The following is an 18657-nucleotide window of genomic DNA, read 5'->3' as shown; positions in this document are numbered from 1 at the left end:
CGCATTTCATCAGTTCGGAGACAGCCATGTCGGGTGAAGACCGATTTGTGCTTTACATGCTTGCGCCGGCGCTTGCCATTCTGGGCCTGCTGGTCGCCTACCCGATTGGGCTGTTGGTGTTCGATTCGTTTTTCAAGGTCGACACCATCACCCCCCACATACGCGAGTGGGTCGGGCTGAGGAACTATATCGACGCGCTCACCTCTAAGCGCGTCGCCGAAAGCGCACTGAGAACGATTCAGTATTCTGTCTTTGCGCTGTTCTTCGAGTTTACCTTCGGCTTCTGCGCCGCTCTCCTGTTTTCGGCACTTCCTGGCCAATCGCGCTGGCATCGCACTGTGTTCACGCTGCCCCTGATGGCGCCACCGATAGTCGCCGGCCTGCTGTGGCGCTTTCTGTTGGTCGGCAACATTGGCATTCTTAATTATGGGCTTGTCCATCTGGGTATTATCAGCGACCCCGATGCGATCGCCTGGCTGTCCGATGAGGACATCGTGATTTATTCTGTTTCCTTCGCCGATATCTGGCTGACGACCTCGTTTGTCGCGCTCGTGTCTTACGCCGGGTTGACGAACATTCCGAAAGACTTGCTCGAAGCAGCCCGGATAGATGGTGCGAATGCATTCAAGCGGTTTTGGCACGTCACCTTGCCGTTGATGCGTCCGGTTATCGCCGTCATCGTCATCGTGCGCGGTGTAGATGCAGCCAAGACCTTCGACCTCATCTGGATACAGACGCAAGGCGGCCCCAATCACGCTTCGGAAGTGTTCTCGATGAACATCTATCAGAGGATGGTTCGTTTCGGCGATCTCGGTGAAGCATCGGCGTCCGGCACCTTGTTCCTATTCGTCATGATGGTTCTGGCCGCGATTGCCTATTGGAAGATTTGGAGGCCGGCCCATGCATAGCGTGTCCCGCCCCAATATTAGCGGAGTCCTGATTAACACCGCAGCCCTCGTGCTCGTGCTGTCTTATGCGCTGCCCTACATCTATCTGTTAATGACTTCCATCAAACCGGCGGCCGATGTCCAGCAGATCCCCCCGAGGTTCTTTCCCGCCGTCATATCGTTCGAGAATTTTCGCGCGGTTTTGCAATCGTCTACTTTGCCGAAGGCCTTCGTCAATTCCCTCACAGTGGCGGTGCTGACGACCGCGCTCTCGCTGGTGGTGGCCGTGCCGGCCGCCTATGTCGCCACCCAGTATCGCCGCCGAACCACGACGCTTTTCCTGCTCTTTGCTTTGGTCACCCGCATGGTGCCGTCGGTGTCGCTCGGTGTGCCTCTGTTCCAGCTTTTGAAGTCCATGGGCCTGCTCGACACCATTCCTGGCCTGGTTCTCGCTCACAGCTCGGCTGCTGTGCCGCTGGCGCTGCTGCTCATGTCGGCTTTTTTCGAGAGCGTGCCGAAGGAACTCGAAGAAGCCGCGCGCATGGACGGATGCACACGGTTCCAGGCCTTTCGCAAGATCATCCTTCCGATCATGACGGGCGGGATCGCGGTGACCGCGCTCTTTACCTTCATCACCAGCTGGAACGAGTTCCTCTACGCACTGCTGCTGACGTCTGAAACGACCAAGACGGCGCCGATCGTCATTGCCGAATACAACTCGGTCTATGGACTTGCCTGGGGAGCGATGACCGCGGCGGCCGTGCTCTATTCACTGCCCGTCATCATCGTAACGCTCGCACTTCAAAAACAGATTGTCGGCGGGCTGACGTTCGGCGCTGTGAAGGGATGAGGAGACAAACATGGCCGATATAGAACTGCGCAATATCAACAAGGTTTACGGTAACAGCTTTCACGCTCTTCATGATCTCAACTTCGACATCAAGGACGGTGAGTTCATGGTCTTTGTCGGTCCGTCGGGATGCGGGAAGTCGACGGCACTTCGGATGATCGCCGGCCTGGAGAGTATTTCTGGCGGCGAAGTCAGGATCGGCAATACGGTTGTCAACGATATCGATCCCAAGGATCGCGACATCGCCATGGTCTTCCAGTCCTACGCGCTCTATCCGCACAAGACGGTGCGGGAGAACATTGCCTTTCCTCTGCTGATGGCAGGCCTTCCGAAGTCCGAGATTTCCAGCCGCGTGGACGAAGCCGCACGCATCCTCGAACTGACGGCTCTGCTCGACCGCAAACCGGCGCTCCTCTCCGGAGGTCAGCGTCAGCGTGTCGCCATGGGAAGAGCAATCGTCCGCAAACCGGCGGCTTTCCTGATGGATGAACCGTTGTCGAACCTCGATGCCAAGCTGCGCGTGCAGATGCGCGCCGAGATCGCCAGCCTGCAAAGAAAACTGAATGTCACTACGATTTACGTGACCCACGACCAGGTCGAGGCGATGACGATGGGTGACCGTGTCGCTGTCATGAAAGGCGGCGTGCTGCAGCAAGTCGACACACCGCAAAACCTGTACAATCGTCCTGACAATGTCTTTGTCGCCGCCTTCATCGGATCGCCCTCGATGAATCTCTACGAGGCCGTGCTCAATGGACAGACGCTGACCCTAGGCAGCAACAGTTTCGGAATTCCCGACCAGGTTTTCGAGCGCCGCCCCTCGCTGAAGGGTACGTCTAACCGTCAGGTGGTTGTCGGTATTCGGCCAGAGCACATGAACGATGCCGCAATCCGGCCTTCTTCAGCTGAGATCTCGGCCGCGGTCACTCTTGTCGAGGCGCTGGGCTCTGAATCCATGGTGCATCTGAATATCGACGCACCTTGGGTGGATGCGGGCGACCCTGACGCCATCACCGACATCGACGAAAAAGCTGCTGTAGCCCGTTTTTCTCCGAAGAGCACAGTACGCGCAGGTGACATCGCGCGTATCGCTGTCGATGCCGAAGAACTTCACTTCTTTGAACCGGACACCCGCACCAGCATCTGGTGATGGCATTGCCAGGAGAATACCAACAATGACTAGCGGATCTATCGCCACCGATCGCCTGCAACGAACAATGGTTCGTGAAAACTACTACGACGCCACGAAGTATCCCGTCGGGAACCCTTATGAGGATATTGGAGCGGTCATCAATAGCATCATTTCAGATATTAAAAGCAGGCAACAGGTTTCCGACCTAAATGATGGCGGAAAACCTGGAGCAGTGATCTATATCCCGCCAGGCGATTATCGTCTTGTCACTCAGGTCGTTATAGACGTGAGCTTTCTGAAAATTATGGGCTCCGGACATGGCTTTACGTCGTCGAGCATCCGGTTCAACACACCCGCAAGCGAGCTGGAGCACTGGCACGAAGTGTGGCCGGGCGGAAGTCGCATCCTTGTGGACATGTCTCCAGAGGCCACTGACGGTGAAGCTGCGGGAGCCGCGTTTTATGTTAAGCGCACCGGAAGTCCCCGCATAAGCTCTGTGGAGTTTGCTGACTTTTGCATCGATGGTCTGCACTTCACTGACGACGGTTCGGGGCAAAAAGATACAGAAAATACATACAAGAATGGCAAAACGGGCATTCTTGTCGGCAGCGCCAATGACTCATTCCGAATAACGGGAATGGGTCTTATCTATCTGGAGCACGGCGTTACTGTTCATGATGCTGATGCGCTCGCGATAGATAACAATTTCATTGCTGAATGCGGCAACTGTATCGAATTAAAGGGTATGGGCCAGGCCTCAAGAATAACGAATAATTTCGTCGGAGCCGGATATCAGGGACATTCCATTTACGCGGAAAATTACGGTGGCATTCTAGTATCGTCAAACAACATATTCCCTCGAGGCGCTAGCAGCGTCTATTTTTCCGGCGTGGTGCGCTCCTCGGTCACAGGAAATAGATTCCATTCCTTTTACCCCGGAATGTTGGTTTTTGCTGCTAATTGCTGCGAGAATTTGGTTTCCTCAAATCACTTTTTGCGGGATCGCGAGCCGTGGGCGCCTATGCAGAAGTACGACAACGGCTTGGATGATCTGTTCGGGCTTTTACGAATTGACGGCAGTAACAACTCGGTAATTGCAAACCACATTTCGGAAACATTGGATACTCAATATATCAGGCCCCTCGGCGTAAAGCCGGTGATCATTAATGTGGTTTCCGGTAGCGGCAATTACATAGCCAATAATCACATTGTGGCCACAACCGAAACATCGCGAATCAGTGACGCACCGAACAGTGCCTGCTTTTCAACCCAAGTGGGCGCATTGCTGTCAACCGACAATCTGAAGCCGCTCGAAGTGACGTCGGTACTGGTGCAAGAGGGATCGGTGCGCAATACAGTCCTGGATTCCGGCAATGACGAACAGGTTGTGATCGACAGAAGCGTGAATGCTTTTAGAGGCACTCCAACGTTTAACGCAGTTGTTTCCAATCCCTGATCAATTCCAAACCAACAGACGGCCAGAAGCCCAGTGGCCGGACTGTCGATTGTGCGCCCTGGCGTCAGGTTAAAGAAGCAGCCCAGCTACGACTTTACGCTCGGAAGGAGGAATGAATGAAGACGCGGGTGCAATTGAGTGCTGAGCGGGGTGCGCGGTTAGAGATCTGGGCTCGGCAAAAACCTGGAAAATCCGCTGCTGAAGATCACGTCGATGCCTTCGTTTTGCGTGTCGGCGATTGCGTCGTTTACCGGATCGCGCATCTGCCGCCCTGTTTTCAATTCTATTTCTATACCCATTATGCGGCTGGCCCGCTCACGCTGGAATGGGACGACAGCGCAATTGAAATCCCGCTGCTCTACAGCTTCAATTCGGAGAATGTGACTGAGAAAGGCGTGACTTTCCTGGAGTTGCGTGATGGCCACGTCTTCGCCCGACCGAGCACATCCTGGCCGGAATGGTATGAGAGCGATACCAATCGTCCGCAGCTCAGGTTCTCGCCGTTTCAGGCCTGGATGAACGACCCCAACGGGATATGTTTCATCGACGGCCGCTATCATCTGTTTTACCAGTTCCATCCCGTCGAGTCGGAATGGGGGCCGATGCACTGGGGCCATGCCGTCAGCGATGACCTTTACCGCTGGATCCATCTGCCGGTCTTCCTGCACCCGGAGCAGAACCTTTGGTCGCTGGGTGCCACCGGTGGGGCCTTCTCGGGAAGTGCCTTCGTCGGCCCGGACGGCAAGCTCAGCTTCTACTACACAGAACGACTGCCGGCGTATGACCTGTTCAGGGACTACAAAGAAGTTCAGAAAAGAGTCTTGCCATCCGCCGATCTGCTGCGTCCGGACGCCAATAAGCTGGTGCTGGTCGACGGTCCTTCCGGCAGCTCCCATGACCTTCGCGACCCAAAGGTTTGGTACGATGCGGCGTGCGGGGCTTACCGAATGGTGCTGGGCGCCGCGATCGATGGTGATCCCGCCGTCCTGCTCTATGGGTCCGAGGACGGCGAGGACTGGAAATTCTTGTCCGTCCTCTATCGCGCTTCCGAGCATTTTCGCCAGCATGGCGCACGCTGCGTGGAGTGTCCGGATTTCTTCGAGCTCAATGGTTACTATGTCCTGGTGATGGGCTTTGTCGGCTACACCGAACCGGAAACCGGCCGTCACAACTTGCTTTACGCCCAGGTTGGCACCTTCGAGGGCGATTGCTTCATGCCGGCGACCCCGGCTTTGCAGGAATTGGATTTCGGCACCGATTTTTACGCGATGCAGAGCTTCCGGGCAAAGGACAGCCAAATCGCTTTTGCCTGGCTCTTCAATTGGGAATTCCGCAAGCCGCCGGGTTCGCCCTATAGCGGCGAGCTGTCGCTGCCGCGCGTGCTCGGTCTAGATGCCGAACGGAATTTGACAATGATGCCAGAGAAGGGTTGCCAGCGCCTGCGCGCCCGCACTCTTCCACTGATTGCGCCGCATCAATTTGCATGCGAACCAAGGCGCCCCGTCGAATTGTCTTTGGAAGGCGATCTGGATGGAGTTCAGATCGTCGCGCGGGGCAGTGACGGGGAGAGCTTCAGGTTGGCCCACAGCGCGCGGCGGCTTGAGCTGACCGTGGCGGAGGATAATGGTGGGATCAAGTACCGCTCAGCGCCGCTGAAGCTCGAACGGTTAACATTGTTCTTCGACCGCGGCGTCGTCGAGGTCTTCGCCAATGGGGGCGCGGTCTGCGGCACCCGCCGCACCTATAAAATCACAGACCTGACCTCGCTCGAAGTGAAGTCCGCAGACAGCGGCCGAATCGAAAGCTACGAGGCATGGAGCTATAATTCCGCTTGGAGCAACTAACATAAGCGACGAGGCGGTCGCAGGCCTCGCCACGACCCAGCCGTCGACAGGGTTATTAACTTCACCAATCACGGCGCGGCGATAGGAGGCGATCCGCTCGTGGCAAAGCGACTGGGAGGAAAAGCAATGATGGGTTGGCCCGTGTCGCTTGGTAAAGGCCACGCACTTCGGCCTCGATCCGATAAAGCTCGCCAACCCCTCTAACGCCTCCCTCGATGGCGGCGGTTCCGAGCAGTTGATCACCGGTCTACTCCGGTAATCCTGCCAATCGCAATCCTTCGACATACCTCGCGAGCAATGCCTTGTCCCGATAGGGAGCACGCGACGTGTATCGCTCGATCGAGAAGTCCGGATTGATTTTCAGCAGTTCGCTCGCTGCGCGGCGCGCCTCCTCCAATCGCCCCAGTTGTGCATAGGTTGCCGCCAGCAGCCGGTAAGCGGGGCCCGGCTCCGTCATTTTCTCCAGAAGAGACAGTGCACCAAGGTAGTCTCCGGAAAGATACTTGCTGGCCGCAATGTCCCAGAGATACCAGTCGGGTCGACTTGGATTGAGCCGGACAGCCATCTCCCCGATCCTGATCGCGTCTTCAAGACGCCCCAGATAGCCCAAGGCATCGCAATATTCGGCAAGGAGATCGCAGTTGTAAGGCGCCAGCTCGCGAGCCCGATCGTAGCAACCTATGGCGCGCTCGGCCTCGCCTCTCCATAGGTGGATCACGCCAAGCGCATGATGCGCGTCGGATTCGGTAGGATTGAGCTGCAGGGCCTTGCTCGCCCATGTGAACGCAGTGGCCAGGGCGGTATCGATGTCGACGCTTTCATTCCATTTCAGCTTTACGAGCTCGAGCCAGGCGAGCCCCAGATATGGGCGCGGGTAACTCGGATCATCCGCGATGGCGGCGAGGAACATATCCTTCGCAATCCCGGCATCCTCCGGTCTCCGGCTGTGTTGAAGATGCTTGCCGCGCAAATAAAGATCATAGGCCCTTAAAGCCGTTGCCGGTTTGGCAAGGACGCGTTGACGTTCAGCCTCTTCGATCTTAACGTTCAGCGCGGCTGGGATCGATTGGGCAAGTTCGTCCTGAATGGCGAAGACGTCGACAAGGTCGAAGTCGTATTTCTCAGCCCAGATGTTTTCGCGTAAAACGTTGGTCAGGCTGGCATTGACCCTAACGCGACTGCCGAGCCGCCTGATACTGCCCTCGAGGATGTAATAGGGTGTCGACCCGGCTCGCCCGGGTTCTAAACGGGGCGGCTGGACGATCACGTTCAACCTCGAGAAGCGCGACAATGCAGCCACCACATCCTCCGCTATGCCGGCCGCAAAGTACTCCTGATCCGGATCGCCGCTGAGATTTGAAAATCTTGAAACATAAAGGATAGTTCGGTTGGACTCGACAACCTGATCATTTTGTATGGAGGCCGATGGCGCTGCCGATGCAGAAGCGGGAGCACGTTCTCGTTGCGGCGTTTCGCCATCATCGAGAATGACATTGAAGATGCGCAGTGGACGTTCGATATTCTTCAACGCCTGCTCGCCCGCATCCTCGAAGCCGATATTCAGACGATTGCCCAAGGTGTCGCGCATCGATGCGGAGACCGCGATGCCTCCGGGCTTGGCGATGGTCTCGATGCGCGATGCAACGTTCACACCGTCACCATAGACATCGTCATCTTCAAAAAGGATGTCGCCGATATTGATACCGATCCGAAACTCTATTCTGCGACCGGGCGGAACATCCGCGTTCCTCATGCGCATTTCCCGTTGGATGTCGACAGCGCAGAGAACCGCCTCTTCTGCGGTCCGGAACTCGGTCAGCATTCCGTCCCCGATGAGCTTGATGATGCGGCCGTGATGCAGGGCGATTTTGACATCGAGCAGTTCCTGCCGGTGCCGTTTGAGAGCCGACAGAGTGCCCCTCTCGTCAATGCCCATCAGGCGGCTGTAGCCGACAACGTCAGACGCCATGATGACGGAAAGCTTTTGTTCCATCGGCACCCCCAGGACACCAAGGTGACCATCCACTCCATAACATACCTTCATTTTCCCGGCGGGACTACACAGCCAGCCTGCCATGGGTCGAACGAAGGTCGCTTCGGGCCGAATGCGGTCAGTTAGGTGGAAGCGCAACCGATCTTGAGGGAGCGGTATCACCGCCGCCCGCAGGCTGCCGACAAACCACTGCAGAACCCGCGACGTCATCCTCGGCCTTGTCCCACAGCTCTCCTGTTCAAGACTCAAGGCCTGCCCCTCACCCTAATCCTCATATGCGCTAGGTTAGGCTCTGAACCGTCCGGCAGCCGCGCTTGAACCTTCGGCTAGGGGTCCAAAATATCGGGTCAAATCGACATTTCAGGTTTGATTCACAACCAAACTCCTGGCCGTTTGTACCCTAACCGAGCGCATATGACCCTAATCCTCTGAGGGGACGTGCCACACGAGATGTCGGCGAGGGACGGAGAGGCCACGGCTATCTCCCTTCGCCCCGCAAGCAGGGGTCCGAAGGACGGGTTGAGACGAGTGGCTCAACCCAGGCAAAGGTGCCGGCAGGCAATGAGAGGCCGCTCTCGCCAATCTCCTGGGCCGGGATGCCGCGTTTTCGTCTCGTCTGTCTGAGGCTTGCGCTGAGAAGCCTCGCCTCAGGCGACAGACCATCCACCGTCCACCAGCAGGTTCGCGCCGGTGATCAGGCTCGCAGCCGGCGATGCCAGGAAGACGACGGCACCCACCACATCATCGGTTTCACCGATCCGGCCGAGTGGAATGTGATCGAGCGTCGCTTTGCTATTGTCGGGATCGGATAGAAAAGGTGCTGTACCGTCCGTGTGGATGAAGGTCGGCGATACGGTGTTTACGGTGACATTATAGGGCGCCCATTCGGCGGCAAGGCAGCGCGTCAGGTGATTGATGGCCGCCTTGCTCATGCAATAGATTGCCTCGCCGCGCAGTGCCACCGTGCCGGCCTGAGAGCTGATGCTGATGATCCGGCCCGCATTGCGCTTGATCATCTGACGTCCGACCGCCTGCGTCATCAGAAAGGTGCCCTTGATGTTGACGTCGAGGATCTCGTCAAGGTCCTTCTCCTCGACCAGTTCCGCAAGATTGCCGGGAGCGACGCCGACATTGTTGACGAGGACGTCGATCCGACCAAATGTCGTCAACGCTGCGTCGACGGCTTGGGCGATATGGCTCTTATTCGGAAGGTCCAGTTCAACAGGGAGGACTTTGCGTCCCGTGCCCTCGAGTTCGGCAACCAGATCCGCCGACGCTGCGACATCGCGGACCCCCAAAACAATATCGGAGCCTGCTGCGGCACAGGCAAGCGCGCAAGCCCGACCGATGCCACGGCTCGCTCCTGTCACCAAAGTCACCTTGCCCTGAAGGCTGAAGTCCGGCGCTTTCTTCTGCATGATGATGCCTCCCTCGATGAAATTAATTTATGGCAGGGTCGGCGGGCGGATGCCAGATATTCCACGCATGCGGAGGAGCGTCCCTTTGGGACGCAGAAGCAACCTAAGCAGACTGCCGTTTTGCCGGTATGCTGGTTGCGGGGCTTCGATGGGTGTAGACTGCCGACACGATTGCATGGTCATGCAAGGCAACGATGATGGGCACCCCCGCGCTCGACCGAAAGCTGCTGGCGATCCTCGCGGCGGATATGGTCGGCTACTCCAAGGCGATGGAGGCCGACGAGGCTGGCACTATCAAGCGGCTGAAAGCCATCCGCGCCGAGCTGATCAATCCCGCTATCTCCGAGCGCCACGGCACCGTCATCAAGCTGATGGGCGACGGCACACTTGTCGCCTTCGACAGCGTGGTTGATGCGGTTGCCTGTGCCGCGGAGTTTCAAAATGCCGTGGCAGCGCGCAATGCCGACCTGCCGGAGCCAGAGCGCATCATATTCCGCGTCGGGATCAATCTCGGCGATGTGGCCTTGGTGGATGGTGATATCTACGGAGATGGGGTGAATGTTGCCGCGCGGCTGGAGCATTTGGCCGAGCCGGGCGGCGTGGTGGTGTCGGGCACGGCATATGATCATCTCCAGGGCAAACTCGACTGGCCGCTCGATTTCGCCGGCGAGCAGCAAGTCAAGAACATCAGTCGCCCGGTGCGGATGTATCGGTTGAGGCTCGACGGCGAACGGGCGCGTCGGCCGCTTCTTAGAATGATACCGCGCTGGGGCAAAACGGCTGCCGCGGCGATCGTCGCGTTGGCTCTGGCTGGCGGCGGGGTCTGGTGGTTCCTGCAGCCCGAGCCATTGAGCGGCAAGCCGTCGGTCGCGGTACTGCCCTTTAACAATTATGGCGGCGACGAAGCGAGCGGACGTCTGGCCGATGGCCTGACTGAGGACGTCATCACTGACCTCGCGCGGTTTCCCGAATTCGATGTGGTGGCGCGGAATTCGACGGAAGTTTACAAAGGCAAGCCGGTGGATGCCCGCCAGGTCGCAACTGCGCTTCATGTCGGCTTTGTCCTGGAAGGCTCGATCCAGCGGCAGAGTGGCCGGGTGCGGATCACAGCACAGTTGATCGATGCAAAAACCGGTCACCATCTTTGGTCGGAGAATTGGGACCGGCCCGCTGAGGACGTGTTTGCCGTTCAGACCGAAATCGCAGAACAGGTCGCCAACCGCCTCGGCGGCGGCGTGGGACTGATCCAAGAGGCCGGGCGGGCGGCAGCCAAACGCAAACGGCCTGAGAACCTGAATGCCTACGATTACTATCTTCTCGGCTCCGAGAAGATCGAAAAGCTCACCAAAGCCGATGACGAGGAGGCCATCACCTTTCTCAACCGCGCCGTCGAGCTGGACCCGGGGCTGGCACGGGCCTGGGTCGAACTTTACCACGCGCATGATCTGATGGGTGTGTTTGGCGTCGACCCCGAGAGCAACCGCAAGGTGGCCGCCGATGTCGCCGTACGCGCGGTGCGGCTTGATCCGAGCGACGCCGAAGCCCATGCCGTATTTGCTATGAGTCTGGCAAACAAGGGCGACATGGGCCGCGCCAAGTCCGAATTCGACACGGCGCTTCGTCTGGCTCCGGGTTCGTCCGAAATCCTGACTTTTTACAGCGGCTATGCCGCACGCTTCAACGACCCGGAACGCGGTGCTCAAATGGTCGACACGGTCATGCGGCTCGACCCCAACTATCCGATGTGGGCATCCAACTTCTTCGCACCGGCCTATTTTATGGCAGGACGGTATGAGGATGCGGTGACGATGCTGGAGCGCATGACGGCCGACAACTATCAAAGGTGGACATGGGTGGTGCGCAGCAGCTCGCTTGCGGCACTCGGTCGAACCGATGAGGCGAAGGCTTCAGCCATGGAAACTCTCAAGCAGCACCCCGAGGTGACTGTCGAGAGCATGATTAATGAACCGGGCCTGAGCACAGTGGAGCGTAACCGGTTCATGGAGACGATGCCGCTCGCCGGCTTCCCGGCATGCGCCAGGCCCGAGGCGCTGGCGACCCTCGCCAAACCTGTACGACTGCCGCAATGCGAGGCGGGGCAGGCGAAGCCGCTCGTGCAGCCATAGAACAGCCCTGTACAACGTGCGCGCCGCTGATCGCCTCGGCTTCGGCGCGCGTCCGTTACCACCGATTCCGTGGCGACCGCTTTTCCCCCGTGAACTTGGCGGCTTGATCGCCGCATTTCCCAGAACGGCGGTTTCAGCCGCAACAGCCGCTTTTTGCCGTTGATGGACCGCAGCAGACCGATGGTTTGCGGTTTTCTGCTTTCAGCCATCGATCGCGGGGCTTGCAGCTTGCCGGACGCGGCGGCAGCTCGACATGCAGAGCACCGTCCTGCACGGTCGGCATTGAGGCACAATAAAAGGTGCATCGGCCGGATCCCGTCGCTCACCTCGAAGGTCAGCTTGGCAGAACCATCAAGGCGCAGATGCTCCGACCCCTTGCGAATGGTTGCCGCGAACTTGCCGCCCAGCCTATGCCTGCTGTCGGCTTCCACAATGTCCCACAGCTGAACGAAGATTTCGAACCAGGCTTCCGGATTGGCGCCGCAGTCAAGGGCCGCGAACTGTCCCGCCTTCACCTCGGTTACATGATAGCCGGGTTCTACCTGCCGGCCGTCGTAGGAGAAGATCAGCGGTAGATGCCGGAGCCCATCGATTGGCTGATGTCGCTTTCGAGAAGGGCCTTGTCGATCGCATGCATTTCGGCTACTCCTATTTCAATACTTCAAGGATTGTAGAAATATGGAAGAACGTCAAGCCCTCACGTCCTTTGCAGCACTTTCACAGGAAACCCGCCTGCACATCGTGCGCATGCTGGTCGTCGCCGGCCCGAACGGGATGGCTGCCGGTGTCATCGCCGAGAAGGCAGAGGTTTCGGCCTCCAACGTCTCGTTCCATCTGAAGGAACTGGAGAGAGCCGGACTGATCAACCAACAGCGGGAATCCCGCTCGATCATTTACACCGCTAACTACGAAGGCATCGGCGCGCTCATCCGCTACTTGATGGAAGACTGCTGCGGCGGCCATCCTCAGATCTGCGCGCCAGCCGCCGAAGTCGCCGCTTGCTGCGCCCCAGCCCCGAAGGAAAAGCTGCAATGACCGCCGATCGCGTCTACAACGTCCTTTTCCTCTGCACGGGCAATTCCGCCCGCTCGATCCTGGCCGAATCCATCCTCAACCGCGAAGGCAAGGGTCGCTTCAAGGCCTATTCGGCGGGAAGCCGGCCCAAGGGTGAAGTCCACCCGCTAGCGCTGGAAACGCTGCTTGCTCTTGGCTACGACAGCACCGGGTTCAACTCGAAGAGCTGGGGCGAGTTTGCCGAAGCCGGCGCGCCGCAGCTGGATTTCATCTTCACGGTCTGCGACAGCGCCGCGGGCGAAGCCTGCCCTGTGTGGATCGGCCACCCGATGACGGCGCACTGGGGTGTCGAGGATCCGGCGGCCGTCGAAGGTACGCTGATCGAGAAAGGCCAGGCTTTCTCACAAGCCGCGCGTTTCCTCAAGAACCGGATCATCGCATTCGTGAGCCTCCCGCTGGCATCGATTGACAAGCTGGCGCTTGAAACACAGCTGCGCGCCATCGGCACGATGGAGGGTACGACCAATAGCCGGGGCAACGTCGCATGAGCGGGGAACTGGACCAGCAGCCGGTCAGCAGCGCAGATGAGGACCTGCGAACGGCTTTGCAGGCTGCCCAACTTCCAACCGATGATCTCGACGAGGACGGCCGCAGCTTCTTCCAGTTTACGGATCGGAGCGCGACTATCGGCTATGGGGGCCTCGAACACTACGGGGACTGCGCGCTCCTGCGTTCGTTGGTGGTCCTGCCGCAGCAGCGCGGGCACGGTTATGGCGAAGCCATCACCCGGCAGTTGCTTGTCCAGGCTACGCGCGGTGGTGCCGATACAATCTATTTGCTGACGGACTCGGCAATCCCGTTTTTTGAGCGCCTCGGCTTCGCCAGGGTGGATCGTGCGACGGCTCCTGCCGCAATCCTGCAAACTCGGCAGGCTACAGGCCTGTGCCCGGCCTCGGCGGCGCTGTTGACCAAGACAGCCCAGGGGGAAAAATCATGTCCACTTTTGAACGTTACCTGACCGTCTGGGTCTTCCTCTGCATCGTTGTCGGCGTCGCCCTCGGCCATGTGATGCCAGGCGTCTTCCAGGCGATCGGCGCAGCCGAAGTCGTCAAGGTCAATCTGCCGGTCGCAGCGCTCATCTGGTTGATGATCATTCCGATGCTTCTGAAAATCGACTTTGCTTCACTGAGCCAGGTTGGGCGCCATTGGCGCGGCATCGGTGTCACGCTCTTCGTCAACTGGGCCGTCAAGCCGTTCTCGATGGCGCTGTTCGGCTGGCTGTTCGTCGGCTATTTGTTTCGACCCTACCTGCCGGCCGATCAGATCGATAGCTACATTGCCGGCCTGATCATCTTGCCGCTGCGCCGTGCACGGCGATGGTCTTCGTGTGGTCGAACCTGACCAGAGGCGAGCCACACTTCACGCTTTCCCAGGTGGCGCTGAACGACACCATCATGGTCGTCGCCTTCGCACCGATCGTTGGTCTGTTGCTCGGCCTTTCGGCCATAACGGTGCCGTGGAACACGCTGATCCTGTCGGTGGTGCTTTACATCGTCCTCCCCGTGATCGTCGCGCAGATCCTGCGCCGCATGACTGACGTCAACCGCCTCGGCGCCAGGCTGCAGCCAGTGTCCCTGCTGGCGCTTCTCGCCACCCTGGTCCTGCTGTTCGGCTTCCAGGGCGAACAGATCATCGTCCAGCCGGCGCTCATCGCGCTGCTGGCCGTGCCGATCCTGATCCAGGTCTACTTCAATTCAGGCCTCGCCTACCTGCTCAACCGCATGAGCGGGGAGGAGCACTGTGTTGCCGGACCCTCGGCGCTGATCGGCGCTTCCAACTTTTTCGAACTGGCGGTGGCTGCGGCCATTAGCCTGTTCGGTTTCAACTCCGGGGCGGCGCTTGCCACGGTTGTCGGCGTCCTCATCGAGGTGCCGGTGATGCTGTCGGTCGTCTGGATCGTCAACCGCAGCAAGGGCTGGTATGAGCGCGGCGCCGCCGTCCAGACCAGCGCCGCCACCATTAAGAGGGTCTAACATCATGGACGTCACCATTTATCACAATCCCGACTGTGGCACTTCGCGCAACACGCTTGAAATGATCCGCAATGCCGGCATTCAGCCCACGGTCATCGAGTATGTGAAGACACCGCCCAGCCGCGACCAGCTCGTCAGAATGATCGCGGAGGCCGGCCTCACCGTCCGCGAGGCGATCCGCGAAAAGGGCACGCCTTATGCGGAACTTGGCCTCGACGATCCGAAGCTGACCGACGATCAGCTGCTTGACGCCATGCTTGAACACCCGATCCTGATCAACCGGCCGTTCGTAATCACGCCGATCGGCACGCGGCTGTCGCGTCCTTCCGAACGGGTGCTCGACATTCTGCCGGACACCCACAAGGGGGCGTTCACCAAGGAGGATGGCGAACAAGTCCTCGATGCGGAGGGCAAGCGTGTTGTCTGACTTGCCTGCCGCATCCCTAGATCATCTGCGCCAGCCGGACCTGGACGCATTGCGTCCGGCGTTTTCTGCTCACAAGCCACGCATACTGATCCTCTACGGCTCGCTGCGGGCTGTATCCTATAGCCGCCTACTGGCTCATGAAGCCGCCCGGCTGCTGGAGCATTTCGAGTGCGAAGTGAAGATTTTCGATCCCACTGGCCTGCCGCTTCCAGACGCGGAACCGGCCAACCATCCCAAGGTGCAGGAACTGCGTGATCTCTCTGCCTGGTCGGAAGGCCAGGTCTGGGTCAGCCCGGAGCGACACGGTGCCATGACGGGCATCATGAAGGCGCAGATCGACTGGATCCCGCTTTCGGTCGGATCGGTGCGACCGACTCAGGGCAAGACGCTGGCGGTGATGCAGGTGTCGGGCGGCTCGCAGTCGTTCAATGCGATCAACCAGCTTCGTGTCCTCGGCCGTTGGATGCGCATGATCACCATCCCCAACCAGTCCTCAGTGGCGAAAGCCTTTCAGGAGTTCGATGCGGACGGCCACATGAAGCCCTCGCCCTATTACGATCGCGTCGTGGACGTCTGCGAGGAGCTGGTAAAATTCACCCTGCTGACCCGCGACGCCTCTGCCTATCTCACGGATCGCTATAGCGAGCGTAAAGAAGAAGCGGAAAAGCTGGAGCAGCGCACGAGACTGAAATCCATATGAGCGGGCGGGTTCCGGGGGTCGAGCACGGCCCCCAGGTCGGCACGCTTCTTGCGCCGTGGTTTGGATGTTCGTGAGTAGCGCTACAGAACCGGCAATCACCGCCGCGCCGGCGGCTTCGTGGCAGCCCGGCGCTGCAGCGCAAAACGGGCCGCAGAGCAGTTGATGTCGGGAACGAGATCGTAGGTCTGCTGGTAAAGCGTCTGCGCCAGCGTTTTGTTGCCGCGGTTTTCCGAGGCAAGGGCGGCAAGCGCCGTGCGTTTATAAGCCTCGACGATCGGCTCGGCGGCCTTTGCCAGTGCGGCGTCATCGGCGGGTTCGGCCGCCAGCGAAAGCGCGGCATAGGTGGCATCGCCATCGCGGCCGACGCGGCCGCCGACGGCGCCGTTGAAGCTTGCTTCGGAAACCTGGCGCATGCGCCTGGCGTTCTTGATGCATGTCGGGATGCGGGCGGCTTCCGCATTGATGCGTTCGGCCGTCGGGCCGCCGTCGGCAGGGCCGCTATCGGAGAGGATCACGTAGCCGATAATGCCGACGATGGCGAGATAGACGAGCCCCATGCCGGCGAGGAAGGCCGGCTGCTTGAGCAGCGGTTTCTTCGGCTTATCGTCACCGGTCTTGGCCGCCTCCTTCTTCGGCGCCTCCTTGGCGGCGGCTTTGACGACGAACTGGAATTCGACGTCCTTGCCGAGACGGAAGTTGTCGCCGGCTTTCAGCGAGGCCGTCTGCAGCAGCGCTTCGCCGCGCAGCATGATCGGGTTCAGCCCCATGCGTCGAATGATGAAGCCGCCGTCGCTCTGTTTTTCGATGCGCGCATGGATCGGCGCCAGAAACGGATCGTCGACGACGATATCGGCATTCGACGCCCGACCGATCGACATCTCCGGCCGGTCGAGCACATGGCTGCGGCTCTGGCCGCCGGGGCCGGTCTGTAAAAGGCTTGGTTTGTTTCCGCGAAAGAAGGAAAAGGCCATGATCAGAACATCCCACTCGACATCATCTCGACAATTGCCGGCGCCAGCACCAGAAGAAGGATCGACACGACGATCATCATCGCCGGCATGACGATCTTGGCTTTCAGCTTTTCGCTCGCCCGGTCGGCTTTCTCCCAGCGGCGGAAGCGCAGGTCGCGCGCGTGTTCGCGCAACAGCTCGACGCGGTTGCTGCCCTCGACCTCGCCCTGAATCACCGCACGGATGACGCGGATGACCTCCTCGGCAGTCATCCGCCGCTCCAGGCGCTGCAGCGCCTCGACCATGCCGGTGCCGAGCGCCACGTCCTTCAGCGTCTGATCGATCTCTTCGCTCATCACAGTGCCCGGTGCCGCCTCGGCATAGAGCCTGAGGCTTTCCGGCAGCGTTGCCTGCGCCTGCTGCGTCATGACGACGAGATCGAGGAAATAGGGAAATTCGCGCGAGATGCGTTCCTTGCGGTCCTGCATCTTGTCGTCGGCGACCACCCAGAAATAGATGGCGGGGATCAGCCCGAGGATCAGCCCGGCCACCAGCCCGCCGATGATGCTGCCGCTGGCAATGCCGAACAGCACGCCGAGCAGGATGAAGCCGAACAGGCTCATGACGACGAGAAGCGCGATATATTCCCGCCCCGTCACCCCGCCGAACGGCCGGCCGCCATAGATCAGCTTCTGTTCGAGTTGCGCGCCATAATCGGCAAGCAGCGGCTCGAAATGGGTCAGCACGAATTCAACCGGCGTGCGCATGCCGATGCTGTCGACGATATTGGGTGGCGGGCCATCGCCGCTGCGGGACCGGCGCACCACCTGGATGCTGCCGAGCAGATCGCCGATCCACCAGACGAAGAGGGCCGCGGTGATGCCGGCAAAGACGACGGCGATCGGGGCGAGCGGGATCTGGGACATCATACCGACACCTTCATCATCGAGCGCATCCAGAAGAAGCCGGTGGCATAAAGAATGGCGCCGACGATCGCGATGACGATGCCGATGGCGTTGCCGAACACCTTGTCGATCAGCTCCGGCTGGCCGAAAAAGATCATCAGGATCATGAACAGCGCGCCGCCGTTGACGACGCGGAAATTCATGCGCGCCTGCGACGACGAGGTGCTGATCTTCTGATCGAGCTTCCAGATTTCCTTGAAGGATTTCGACATTTCGGTCAGCGGCTCGGAAATGTCGCCGCCCTGGCGGGCAAAGAGCCCAAGCGCCGCATCGACCATCTTGAAGTGCAGGCTCGGCACGGTGCGGCCGTGGCGGTCGAGCGCCTCGACCAGGCCGATGCCGAGTTTCTGTTCGCGGGCGATGCGCTCGAACTCCCGCGAGGCCGGCATCTGGCCGGTATCGGCCACCGCATTGACGGCGATGGCGAGCGGCTTGCCGGTGCGCACCGCCGAGACGATCTGGTCGACGGCATAGGGAAGCTGCGATTCGATCTGCAGCCAGCGCCGCTGCAGGAAATAGCGGATCATCGCCTTGGGCAGGAAGAAGGCGACCGGAATGGCGACGACGATGCCGAAAATCGGTCCGAGGATCAGCGAGACCACTGCGAAAACGACGATCGCCGTAATGCCGTAGGCAAGGATCATCGTATAGGGCGGCACGGCATCGCGCCCAAAGACCTGCGCGGCCTCGCTGGCGAGCGCGATATCGCGTTCGGTCGCGCGCAAGAGCGGCGCCGGCCAGCGCACCGGCGCGCCCCAGACGAGCAGCCCCGCCGTCACCGCGCCGAGGGCGACCGTAAAAATCTGCAGAATGCTGATATCCATGGTTTCCCCCTAAAAACAAAAGCTTAGAGCGGTTCTGC

At 59.6% G+C, this 18657-nt stretch carries 16 protein-coding genes and 2 pseudogenes; 12 read left to right on the top strand and 6 right to left on the bottom strand.

Going from position 1 to position 18657, the window contains the following annotated elements; translation table 11 throughout:
- Nucleotides 1–26: 26 nt before the first annotated feature.
- From RLEG4DRAFT_RS02235 to RLEG4DRAFT_RS02215, 5 genes are all read left to right on the top strand, one after another.
- Complete coding sequence (locus tag RLEG4DRAFT_RS02235) at nt 27–908, top strand: carbohydrate ABC transporter permease (RefSeq protein ID WP_003575076.1); 882 nt, start codon at nt 27–29, stop codon at nt 906–908.
- Entirely contained in the window at nt 901–1737 is an 837-nt protein-coding gene (locus RLEG4DRAFT_RS02230; protein ID WP_003575074.1) for a carbohydrate ABC transporter permease, read from the top strand. Before RLEG4DRAFT_RS02235 ends, RLEG4DRAFT_RS02230 begins: the two co-directional genes overlap by 8 nt.
- 10 nt (nt 1738–1747) lie before the next feature.
- Nucleotides 1748–2887, top strand: a complete 1140-nt coding sequence (locus tag RLEG4DRAFT_RS02225; RefSeq protein WP_003575072.1) for an ABC transporter ATP-binding protein — start codon at nt 1748–1750, stop codon at nt 2885–2887.
- Nucleotides 2888–2954: 67 nt separating this feature from the next.
- Nucleotides 2955–4325: a NosD domain-containing protein gene (locus RLEG4DRAFT_RS02220; RefSeq protein WP_171898172.1), complete on the top strand. Its 1371-nt coding sequence runs from the start codon at nt 2955–2957 to the stop codon at nt 4323–4325.
- Nucleotides 4326–4441: 116 nt separating this feature from the next.
- The gene (locus tag RLEG4DRAFT_RS02215) at nt 4442–6169 is read left to right on the top strand and encodes a GH32 C-terminal domain-containing protein (RefSeq protein WP_003575068.1); all 1728 of its coding nucleotides are present in this window, start codon (nt 4442–4444) and stop codon (nt 6167–6169) included.
- Nucleotides 6170–6416: 247 nt separating this feature from the next.
- Here RLEG4DRAFT_RS02215 and RLEG4DRAFT_RS02210 read toward each other — a convergent pair whose 3' ends face one another.
- Together RLEG4DRAFT_RS02210 and RLEG4DRAFT_RS02205 are read right to left on the bottom strand one after the other, a co-directional pair.
- Complete coding sequence (locus RLEG4DRAFT_RS02210; protein WP_037093091.1) at nt 6417–8162, bottom strand: tetratricopeptide repeat protein; 1746 nt, start codon at nt 8160–8162, stop codon at nt 6417–6419.
- A 647-nt stretch (nt 8163–8809) separates the two neighbouring features.
- The gene (locus RLEG4DRAFT_RS02205) at nt 8810–9580 is read right to left on the bottom strand and encodes an SDR family NAD(P)-dependent oxidoreductase (protein WP_003575064.1); all 771 of its coding nucleotides are present in this window, start codon (nt 9578–9580) and stop codon (nt 8810–8812) included.
- 197 nt (nt 9581–9777) lie between these two features.
- Between RLEG4DRAFT_RS02205 and RLEG4DRAFT_RS02200 the strand changes: the two genes are divergently transcribed.
- Nucleotides 9778–11706 carry an adenylate/guanylate cyclase domain-containing protein gene (locus RLEG4DRAFT_RS02200; protein ID WP_037093089.1) on the top strand — a complete coding sequence of 643 codons (1929 nt, stop codon included), beginning with the start codon at nt 9778–9780 and terminating at the stop codon, nt 11704–11706.
- Between the two features lie 133 nt (nt 11707–11839).
- On the opposite strand, the pseudogene RLEG4DRAFT_RS41230 reads toward RLEG4DRAFT_RS02200, so the two are convergent.
- Nucleotides 11840–12299, bottom strand: a pseudogene (locus tag RLEG4DRAFT_RS41230) (DUF6428 family protein).
- 85 nt (nt 12300–12384) lie between these two features.
- Here RLEG4DRAFT_RS41230 and RLEG4DRAFT_RS02190 point away from each other — a divergent pair.
- The 6 genes and pseudogenes from RLEG4DRAFT_RS02190 to arsH all read left to right on the top strand — a co-directional run bounded on the left by RLEG4DRAFT_RS02190 (nt 12385) and on the right by arsH (nt 15880).
- Nucleotides 12385–12741, top strand: a complete 357-nt coding sequence (locus RLEG4DRAFT_RS02190; RefSeq protein WP_003575057.1) for an ArsR/SmtB family transcription factor — start codon at nt 12385–12387, stop codon at nt 12739–12741.
- The gene (locus RLEG4DRAFT_RS02185) at nt 12738–13268 is read left to right on the top strand and encodes an arsenate reductase ArsC (protein WP_003575056.1); all 531 of its coding nucleotides are present in this window, start codon (nt 12738–12740) and stop codon (nt 13266–13268) included. The genes RLEG4DRAFT_RS02190 and RLEG4DRAFT_RS02185 overlap by 4 nt, the downstream gene beginning before the upstream one ends.
- Nucleotides 13265–13738 carry an arsenic resistance N-acetyltransferase ArsN2 gene (gene arsN2, locus RLEG4DRAFT_RS02180; RefSeq protein ID WP_003575054.1) on the top strand — a complete coding sequence of 158 codons (474 nt, stop codon included), beginning with the start codon at nt 13265–13267 and terminating at the stop codon, nt 13736–13738. The genes RLEG4DRAFT_RS02185 and arsN2 overlap by 4 nt, the downstream gene beginning before the upstream one ends.
- Nucleotides 13714–14753 (top strand): annotated as a pseudogene (gene arsB, locus RLEG4DRAFT_RS02175) (ACR3 family arsenite efflux transporter). The gene arsN2 and the pseudogene arsB overlap by 25 nt, the downstream one beginning before the upstream one ends.
- 4 nt (nt 14754–14757) lie before the next feature.
- The gene (arsC, locus tag RLEG4DRAFT_RS02170) at nt 14758–15180 is read left to right on the top strand and encodes an arsenate reductase (glutaredoxin) (protein WP_003575050.1); all 423 of its coding nucleotides are present in this window, start codon (nt 14758–14760) and stop codon (nt 15178–15180) included.
- Nucleotides 15155–15880, top strand: coding sequence for an arsenical resistance protein ArsH (gene arsH / locus RLEG4DRAFT_RS02165; protein WP_037093086.1), 726 nt, complete (start codon nt 15155–15157; stop codon nt 15878–15880). Before arsC ends, arsH begins: the two co-directional genes overlap by 26 nt.
- 95 nt (nt 15881–15975) lie before the next feature.
- Here arsH and RLEG4DRAFT_RS02160 read toward each other — a convergent pair whose 3' ends face one another.
- The 3 genes from RLEG4DRAFT_RS02160 to RLEG4DRAFT_RS02150 are packed head-to-tail and all read right to left on the bottom strand — an operon-like array spanning nt 15976 to nt 18619.
- Complete coding sequence (locus RLEG4DRAFT_RS02160) at nt 15976–16851, bottom strand: FHA domain-containing protein (RefSeq protein ID WP_003575047.1); 876 nt, start codon at nt 16849–16851, stop codon at nt 15976–15978.
- 2 nt (nt 16852–16853) lie between these two features.
- The gene (locus RLEG4DRAFT_RS02155) at nt 16854–17759 is read right to left on the bottom strand and encodes a type II secretion system F family protein (RefSeq protein ID WP_037093084.1); all 906 of its coding nucleotides are present in this window, start codon (nt 17757–17759) and stop codon (nt 16854–16856) included.
- Nucleotides 17756–18619, bottom strand: a complete 864-nt coding sequence (locus RLEG4DRAFT_RS02150; RefSeq protein WP_003575044.1) for a type II secretion system F family protein — start codon at nt 18617–18619, stop codon at nt 17756–17758. Before RLEG4DRAFT_RS02150 ends, RLEG4DRAFT_RS02155 begins: the two co-directional genes overlap by 4 nt.
- Between the last annotated feature and the right edge of the window lie 38 nt (nt 18620–18657).

The sequence above is a fragment of the Rhizobium leguminosarum bv. trifolii WSM2297 genome, from assembly GCF_000271845.1.
Note: the sequence above shows the minus strand (reverse complement) of the source record. Positions and strands in the feature narration are given on the sequence as shown.

Bases quoted from the DNA above. Each gene is read 5' to 3' on its own strand.
- RLEG4DRAFT_RS02235 (WP_003575076.1), top strand. From the start codon at position 27: ATGTCGGGTGAAGACCGATTTGTGCTTTACATGCTTGCGCCGGCGCTT.
- arsC (WP_003575050.1), top strand. From the start codon at position 14,758: ATGGACGTCACCATTTATCACAATCCCGACTGTGGCACTTCGCGCAAC.
- RLEG4DRAFT_RS02220 (WP_171898172.1), top strand. From the start codon at position 2,955: ATGGTTCGTGAAAACTACTACGACGCCACGAAGTATCCCGTCGGGAAC.
- arsN2 (WP_003575054.1), top strand. From the start codon at position 13,265: ATGAGCGGGGAACTGGACCAGCAGCCGGTCAGCAGCGCAGATGAGGAC.
- RLEG4DRAFT_RS02210 (WP_037093091.1), bottom strand. From the start codon at position 8,162: ATGGAACAAAAGCTTTCCGTCATCATGGCGTCTGACGTTGTCGGCTAC.
- RLEG4DRAFT_RS02230 (WP_003575074.1), top strand. From the start codon at position 901: ATGCATAGCGTGTCCCGCCCCAATATTAGCGGAGTCCTGATTAACACC.
- RLEG4DRAFT_RS02150 (WP_003575044.1), bottom strand. From the start codon at position 18,619: ATGGATATCAGCATTCTGCAGATTTTTACGGTCGCCCTCGGCGCGGTG.
- RLEG4DRAFT_RS02215 (WP_003575068.1), top strand. From the start codon at position 4,442: ATGAAGACGCGGGTGCAATTGAGTGCTGAGCGGGGTGCGCGGTTAGAG.
- RLEG4DRAFT_RS02185 (WP_003575056.1), top strand. From the start codon at position 12,738: ATGACCGCCGATCGCGTCTACAACGTCCTTTTCCTCTGCACGGGCAAT.
- RLEG4DRAFT_RS02205 (WP_003575064.1), bottom strand. From the start codon at position 9,580: ATGCAGAAGAAAGCGCCGGACTTCAGCCTTCAGGGCAAGGTGACTTTG.
- RLEG4DRAFT_RS02190 (WP_003575057.1), top strand. From the start codon at position 12,385: ATGGAAGAACGTCAAGCCCTCACGTCCTTTGCAGCACTTTCACAGGAA.
- RLEG4DRAFT_RS02225 (WP_003575072.1), top strand. From the start codon at position 1,748: ATGGCCGATATAGAACTGCGCAATATCAACAAGGTTTACGGTAACAGC.
- RLEG4DRAFT_RS02155 (WP_037093084.1), bottom strand. From the start codon at position 17,759: ATGATGTCCCAGATCCCGCTCGCCCCGATCGCCGTCGTCTTTGCCGGC.
- RLEG4DRAFT_RS02200 (WP_037093089.1), top strand. From the start codon at position 9,778: ATGGGCACCCCCGCGCTCGACCGAAAGCTGCTGGCGATCCTCGCGGCG.
- arsH (WP_037093086.1), top strand. From the start codon at position 15,155: ATGCGGAGGGCAAGCGTGTTGTCTGACTTGCCTGCCGCATCCCTAGAT.
- RLEG4DRAFT_RS02160 (WP_003575047.1), bottom strand. From the start codon at position 16,851: ATGGCCTTTTCCTTCTTTCGCGGAAACAAACCAAGCCTTTTACAGACC.